The sequence below is a fragment of the Egibacteraceae bacterium genome (assembly GCA_040905805.1).
In the GTDB taxonomy this organism is placed as follows: domain Bacteria; phylum Actinomycetota; class Nitriliruptoria; order Euzebyales; family Egibacteraceae; genus DATLGH01.
In genome coordinates, this window is the sequence record JBBDQS010000063.1 from 1 (window position 1) to 6,718 (window position 6,718).

Consider the following 6,718-nt stretch of genomic DNA (forward strand, 5'->3'; position numbering starts at 1 on the left):
CGCCTGCACGCAGGTTACCCGGCGGTAGATGGGGTGGGAGGGACAGATATGTCGCGGAGACCCCATCTACCGGCCGGTAACCAGGAGGTGGACCCGAAGGTCTACGACCATCCGGGCCGTGAGCAGGCGTGCGGGTAGCCCCGGCGGCCGCGTCGTGATCCTGCAGGTCGTTCCACGTCCCCCGCGGAGCCGGCGGGTTGGGCGCCCGCCCGGGTTCCTCGCACCGCGGGCGAACCGACCGACGTGGCCAGACGTGCCATCAGCCCGTCGAGGCCCACTTCACAGCAGGCCCGACTCTCGGCGCCGGCGGGTCACGAGGACGACCAGATGGCGATCGTCGCCTCCTGCCTGCCCGGCTCAAGCCGTGTTCGCGCGGTGTTCCTCGCGGACATTGGGCCGGGGCGACGGGGCAGGAGTAGGCCAGTGCTCCTTGCTGGTGGACGAATCAGCGGTCAAGGCTCGCGCGCACACGCTTGATGGGTGCCACAGGCGGTCGGACGCTCCACCAGGCAGCGGCCCGGTCGTTGAGCGCATCGACGATCACGGCTCGGATGGCCAGGTGCTGGTCGGCGTCGAGGACGCGGTGCAGGGCTTGTTGCAGCAGCCAGGCGCCGAGCCCGCGGTGGGTGTGCCGCTGATCACGGGCGAGCCGGGCGATCAGCGCGGCGCCCATCTGGTCCAAGCCGACCAACCCGCGGCGCTCACCGCTGGGCAGATGTGGGACTTCGATCGCCGCGGCGACCAGGGTGACGTAGCCAACGACAGTGCCCTGCCCTTCAGAATCGGCTGGGGTGTCGTGGGTGGCGACGAAGGTGCGTGAGAGGCTGCGGGCCTGGTTGACCAGCGCGTGCTCGACCAGCCAGCTGTCCAGCGCCGGGTCGCCGCAGGAGAACCCGGCGGTCTGGTGGCGGTCGGTGAGCAGCTCGAAACGCACGAGCGGGCTATGACAAGTCGGGGTGGGGGACGCCGGCGAGGCGTTGCAGTTCGGGCACCGGGGTGGAGTCGTCCAGGGCGGCGTAGAACGCCTCGGCGTGCTCAGGCCCGATGTGGATGCGCCGTCGGTCAGCCAGGTCTCGGCGGGCGTGCTCCACGGTGCGCGACCGCACGTAGTCGGAGATGGACAGGCCGGCTTCGGCTGCCGCTTGTTGGATGAGCTCGTAGTCCTCTTCAGAGGCACGGAACTCAAAGCGTCGGGTCAGGGTGCTCATAGACCGACCTCCCCTACGTAGCTGGCGGTGTTGGTGCTGCCGCCGGTCACCGTGTCCGGCGGCATCTTCAACACCGCCGCCGGCAATAACGCATCGATTCTCGGCGGCAGCCGCAACACGGTCATTACTGACTTCGCCTGCCATCCCGGTCGTCACGCGACGGCGGGACGAGCGCGACCAGCAGGGCAGGGATGGCCGCGGCCAGGAGTGCCACGGAGCGGTCGACGCGAGCGGCCAGCACGCCGAACAAGCTGGGCCCCACGATGAACCCGGCCGCGATGAACACGATGGCCAGTGTGAAGCCGGTCGTGGGGCGGTCGTGGAAGACCTGCTGGCTCCACATCACCACGAGGGCGAACCCCGTGGTGAAGCCCACACCGAACAGGGCAGCCGACCCAAGAGCGGCGACCACGGAGCCGGGCGCGACCAGCAGCACCAGGGTCGATCCACCGACCAGGACCAGCATCACCGCCAGCGGCCCGCGTAGGCCATAGCGGTTGGCGATCCCGCCGCCGAACACCCCCACCGCGGCCCCAGCGATCCCCAAGGCCGCCCACATCGCCGGACCGATCCAGTTGGCCAGTCCGGAGTCCTGTGCCGTGTCCGGTGCGTACGCGAAGTAGGCACCAGAGGTGATCGACACCCCCACTGTGACCACGAACAGCCGCACCGACCGGGTGTTGATGAACCACCCGAGCCGAAGCCGTGCACGGTCGCGGGCCGGATCCCCCGCGCCTGGTGACAGCACCCTCCAGGCCGCCGCGGCCGCCACCAGCCCGATCGTTGCGAACGCCCACCACACGGCCCGCCATCGGTCCCCGGCCATCAGCACGAGGCCGCTGGCGACCACCAGGCCGACCGGAGAGCCGGCATTGACCAGCGCCAGGGCACGCCGGCTCCCCGACAGCGGGACCTCGTTGTCGACCGCGTCCGAGAACGGCGCCCACGCCCCGCCGGCGCTCGTGCCCGCCGCGGTGATCCCCACGGCCAGCAGGATCGGACCAGGCGCAGACGCGGTCATGGCCGCGCCGACCGCCAGCAGCACACACCCCGACACTACCGGCAGACGCGGCCCGAAACGGGCCGTGAGGACACCGGCGACCACGGTGGCCACCAGGTAGCCAGCCTGGGCTGCGCTGGCGTAGAAGCCCAGCACATCCAGGGACAGGCCGAACTCCTCCCGGAAGGTAGGCACGAACAACCCGTACGCCTGCCGGCCGATGCCATACGTCGCCACCAGTGCCAGCAGGCCCGCACCGCCCACACGAGAGGTCTGGCTCATGCGCATGACGATCCTTCCGCGGCATCCGTCAACGTGCATCAGGACCCGTCATCCTTCACCACCGCCTGTGCAGCGTGCTATCCCCTGAAGATGCTGGTGGGATCGCGTTCGACTTCGTCGAGGAGTTCGGCGATGTCGGCGTTGGGGGTCGCCAGGTCGTAGTGGTGGAACTCGAGGTTGCGGTCGGGCCGGTACAGCGTCCACTCGACGCGCTTGCTGCTGTAGCCCTGGCGTTGGTGGGGACCGGCAAGCGGACGCGGTGATCACCGATCCAGCGGGTCAGCGGGATGAGCGCGAGATTCTGGGCGCGTCGGCCCAGGTCGGTGGTCAGGTACGAGGCGCCGCGCTTGAGCAGCGGTCGACACCGCGCGAAGGTGCTCTTGCCGACGGCGTCGAGAACGGCGTCGAACCGCACATCAGTCTGGGTGAAGTCTTCGGAGGTGTAGTCGATGACGGCGTCAGCCCCCAGCGATGCCGCGAGATCGACACCGCGCGCGTCGCAGACCGCCGTGACGGTGACCCCGCGATGCTTGAGCAGTTGCACGGCCGCCGTCCCGATCGCGCCCGTGGCGCCATACACCAGGACAACGGCGCCAGATCCGACATCGACGGTGTCGAGGCAGCTCAAGGCGTCGTGGGCGCCTTCGGTGGTGGCCGCCACCTCGGCCAGGGCCACGCCGGGCGGGGTCGTCGCCAGCGGCCCTGACGCGGCCACCACCAGGTACTCCGCGTGGGCACCGAACGTCGCCTCGCTGCACCCGAACACGTCGTCGCAGACCGAGGGCTCGGTGACGTCGGCTCCGACGGCCTCGATGCGCCCTGCGAACTCCGTCCCCAGGACCTGATGCTTCGGGCGGGTCAGCCCGGTCACCGCCCGGGCGAACCACGGCTTGCCCCGCAGGGCAGCGCAGTCCGTGCGGTTGACCGTCGTCGCCTGGACACCGATGAGCACCTCGCCCGCCCCGGGGCGCGGCTGGTCGATCTGGCGGATCTGGAGCCGACCTGGCGGCCCGTACCCCGTGCACGCCAACCTCGTCGTCGAGTACCTGTGGTTCGAGCCGCCTGTCCACTGGGCCTCAATCGCGACGTCGGGCCGCCTCGCCGTCAACTTCCACGCGTCCGTCGCACCCACCTTGGCGGAGCACGGTTGGCGGTGCGCAGGGAACTGGTGCCACACGGGGCTCGTCGCGCGTAGCCGCCCGCTCGAAAGCCTCGTCCATGTCGGGTAAGGCTCACGCCCACAGGGTTTCCCGCAGCCCCGACGCGCGGGCGATCGGGCGGGTCACGGCGGTACGGATGCTCGGCTCGGTCCCGACGACGGTGAGGTGGGTCTGCGCGCGGGTGACCGCGGTGTAGAGCAGCTCGCGGGTGAGGATCGGCGAGGTGGCGTCGGGCAGGAGCACCGCCACCCCGGCGAACTGCGAGCCCTGGCTCTTGTGCACGGTCATGGCGTGCACGGTGTCGACCGCGGACAGGCGGGCGGGGCTGACCTCCATGATCTCGCCGCGGCGCTCGAACACCGCGGTCACCCTTCCCTGCCCCGCGTCGATGACCACGCCCGTGTCGCCGTTGTACAGCCGCAGCCCGTGGTCGTTCTGCGTGACGAGCACCGGGCGGCCGACGTACCAGCGCCCGCCCGTCGCGTAGCCGTCGATCGCCGCGGCGAGCCAGCGCTCGACCTGCGCCATCCACGTCGTCGCCCCGTACGGCCCCCGCCGGTGAGCGCACAGCACCCGCATCGCCCCGAGCGCGGAAAGGGCGCCGCGCCCGTCGCCGGCGTGCGCGCACGCCGCCAGCCGCCGGCCGGCGTCGCCCAGGTCGTCGCGCACGGGCGTCAGCGCATCAGGATCGGCCTGGGCGATGTCCACGGCGATCCAGCGGATGTCCTCGCCGCCGGCACCCAGCACGTCGAGGGCGGTGTCGTCGTCGCCGCGCTGCACCGCCCGGGCCACCTCGGCGATGGCGCCCCCGAAGCGGTGCACGCTGCGCAGCACGACGATGCCGTCACCGACCGCGGTGCGCGCCGGCGGGTCCTCGGCGGGGACCGGCCGGCCGGTCACCTGCGACAGCAGCGCGCGGGTGTCGGCCCGCATGCGCAGTGACGCCGCGGCGGGACCGACGATGTCGCCGAGCACCGCGCCGGCCTCGACGGAGGCCAGCTGCTCGGGGTCACCCACCAGGATCAACCGGGCGTCGGCCCGCACGGCCTCGACGAGCTTGGCCATGAGCGACAGCGACACCATCGACGTCTCGTCGACGACCACGACGTCGTGGGCCAGGCGGTTGCCGCGGTCGTGGCGGAACCGGCTGCGGCTGTCCGGGCGCCAGCCGAGCAGGCGGTGCAGCGTCGACGCGCCCGTCGCGAGCAGCCGCCCGCGGACACCCGCGTCGACGTCGAGGCGCGCGGCCTCGGTGTGCACGGCCTCCTCCATGCGCGCGGCGGCCCTGCCGGTGGGCGCGGCCAAGGCCACCCGGGGTGGCGCGACGCCGGCCGCGGCCGCCTGCTCGTCGAGCAGTGCCAGGATGCGCGCCACGGTCGTGGTCTTGCCGGTGCCGGGCCCGCCGGCGACGACCGCGAAGCGGCGGATCACCGCGGCGGCGGCCGCGAGGCGCTGCAGGTCGGCCGGCGCGTCGGCCTCGCCGGGGAACAGCCGACCGAGCCCGCCGGCGAGCACGTCGGTGTCCACGCCGGTGGCGGGCTCGGCGCTGCGGGCCGCCAGGTCGGCGGCGATGCGCCGTTCCTCGCGCCAGTAGCGGTCCAGGTACAGCCGGGTGCCGACCAGGCGCAGCGGCCGGTCGGCGGGGCCGTCCGCACCGACCGCCACCAGCGGGCTCCGGCCCAGGGCCCCGGTCCACGCGTCGAGGGGCGGCCAGGCCAGGTCGGCAACGTCGACGGGCTGCTCGGCCTCGGTGGTGACGGTGGCGGGTGCGGTGGCCAGGTCGGTGCACACGTGGCCGAGGCGGGGGGCGCGCACCGCCATCGCCGCGCCGAGCAGCACCGCGGTGTCGTCCTCCCCGCCCAGGGCCCCGAGCCGCGCGGCGACGTGCACGTCGGCGGGCGCGAGCACCCCCGCGACGTTGAACGCGCCGAGCAGCCCCCGTGCCCGGGTGGCGCGGCGGACGTCGAAGGCGTCGAGCGGCTCGACGTGCTCGGCGGTGCTCACGGCGACCCCGCGTCGAACAGGTCGCTCAGCGCCTCGACCAGGCCCGCAGGCGGCTGCCAGGCGAACACCCCGCACGGTCGGCCGTCCACGCGCGGCACGTCCGCGCCGGTCATCCCGCGCACGAACAGGTAGGCGATCCCGGCGAGGTGGCGCTCGGGTCGGTAGCCGGGCAGGCGCCAGCGCAGGTAGCGGTGGGCCGCCACGGCGTACAGCAGGGCCTGCAGCGGGTAGTGGCCGCGCACCATCGCGTCGGCCAGCGCCGCGGGACGGTAGTGCCAGCATGTCAGGGGGGCCTGTGCCCGCCTGGACGCCCGGGCGGTGAGGTCCTCGCCGTCGACGCCGAGCCAGTTGGTCTTGTAGTCGACGACGGTGAACCGGGGCGTGCCGTCGGCGGCGCACACCCGCAGCAGCAGGTCGATGCTGCCGGCGAGGTAGCCGCGCAGGTCGCGGGCCAGCGCCGGGTCGGCCAGCCGGTCGGGGTAGCCGGCGAGCACGTCGCCGGCGGGCAGGTGGGTGCGTAGCACGTCGGCGATCGCCGCGATGGTCAGGGTGGCAGTCGGTGTGTCCCCCCCGACCAGCGGCAGCTCGAAGTCGAGCTCGTCGAGGCGGTCGGCGCCGGCGACGTCGCGCAGCGCCACCTCGCCGGCCAGCGGTCCCAGCGGCGTGTCGATCGCCGCGCGCAGCCCGGCCACGACCGCATCCGGGTCGCCGACGTCGAGGTGGCGCCAGGCCAGCTGTTCGCGGATGTGCGCGCGAAGGTCGCCGTCGAGGTCGCCGGCGGTGAAGTCGGTGCGCTCGAAGACCGCGTGCACGAGCGAGCCGATCTCCGCGCCGCCCGGCATCGCGTTCAGCGGGCAGGGCACCGCGCCCAGGCGCGCCTCCTCGGCGGTGTCGTCCGCGCCGGCCGCCACCGCGCCGCCCGCGCCGGCCGCGGCCGAGCCGCCCGCGACCGACGTCCCCGGTGCCCCGCGCGCCGGCGGCACCGCCTCGTCGGCGACCCGGCCGGTCTCCGGTTCGCTGGCCACCCGCGGCTCGCTCGCGGCCCGCGGCTCGTAGGCCGCCGC

At 73.5% G+C, this 6,718-nt stretch carries 7 protein-coding genes; all 7 read right to left on the reverse strand.

Annotation, left to right across the window (positions count from 1 at the left end; all coding sequences use genetic code 11):
* Positions 1-445: 445 nt before the first annotated feature.
* The gene (locus WD250_07395; protein ID MEX2620027.1) at positions 446-934 is read right to left on the reverse strand and encodes a hypothetical protein; all 489 of its coding nucleotides are present in this window, start codon (positions 932-934) and stop codon (positions 446-448) included.
* A 7-nt stretch (positions 935-941) separates the two neighbouring features.
* A complete protein-coding gene (locus WD250_07400; protein MEX2620028.1) occupies positions 942-1,208 on the reverse strand; it encodes a DUF1778 domain-containing protein in 267 nt (88 codons plus the stop codon).
* The gene (locus WD250_07405) at positions 1,205-1,333 is read right to left on the reverse strand and encodes a hypothetical protein (protein MEX2620029.1); all 129 of its coding nucleotides are present in this window, start codon (positions 1,331-1,333) and stop codon (positions 1,205-1,207) included. The genes WD250_07400 and WD250_07405 overlap by 4 nt, the downstream gene beginning before the upstream one ends.
* Positions 1,333-2,490 carry an MFS transporter gene (locus tag WD250_07410; GenBank protein MEX2620030.1) on the reverse strand — a complete coding sequence of 386 codons (1,158 nt, stop codon included), beginning with the start codon at positions 2,488-2,490 and terminating at the stop codon, positions 1,333-1,335. Before WD250_07410 ends, WD250_07405 begins: the two co-directional genes overlap by 1 nt.
* A gap of 55 nt (positions 2,491-2,545) precedes the next feature.
* Positions 2,546-3,520 carry an NAD(P)-dependent alcohol dehydrogenase gene (locus WD250_07415; GenBank protein ID MEX2620031.1) on the reverse strand — a complete coding sequence of 325 codons (975 nt, stop codon included), beginning with the start codon at positions 3,518-3,520 and terminating at the stop codon, positions 2,546-2,548.
* 202 nt (positions 3,521-3,722) lie between these two features.
* Positions 3,723-5,654 carry an exodeoxyribonuclease V subunit alpha gene (recD, locus tag WD250_07420; GenBank protein MEX2620032.1) on the reverse strand — a complete coding sequence of 644 codons (1,932 nt, stop codon included), beginning with the start codon at positions 5,652-5,654 and terminating at the stop codon, positions 3,723-3,725.
* A partial coding sequence (locus WD250_07425; protein ID MEX2620033.1) for a hypothetical protein occupies positions 5,651-6,718 on the reverse strand: 1,068 nt, incomplete at its 5' end. The genes recD and WD250_07425, both read right to left, overlap by 4 nt.

Coding starts and splice junctions, on each gene's coding strand:
- WD250_07405 (MEX2620029.1), bottom strand. CDS start 1,333: ATGACCGTGTTGCGGCTGCCGCCGAGAATCGATGCGTTATTGCCGGCG.
- WD250_07410 (MEX2620030.1), bottom strand. CDS start 2,490: ATGAGCCAGACCTCTCGTGTGGGCGGTGCGGGCCTGCTGGCACTGGTG.
- WD250_07400 (MEX2620028.1), bottom strand. CDS start 1,208: ATGAGCACCCTGACCCGACGCTTTGAGTTCCGTGCCTCTGAAGAGGAC.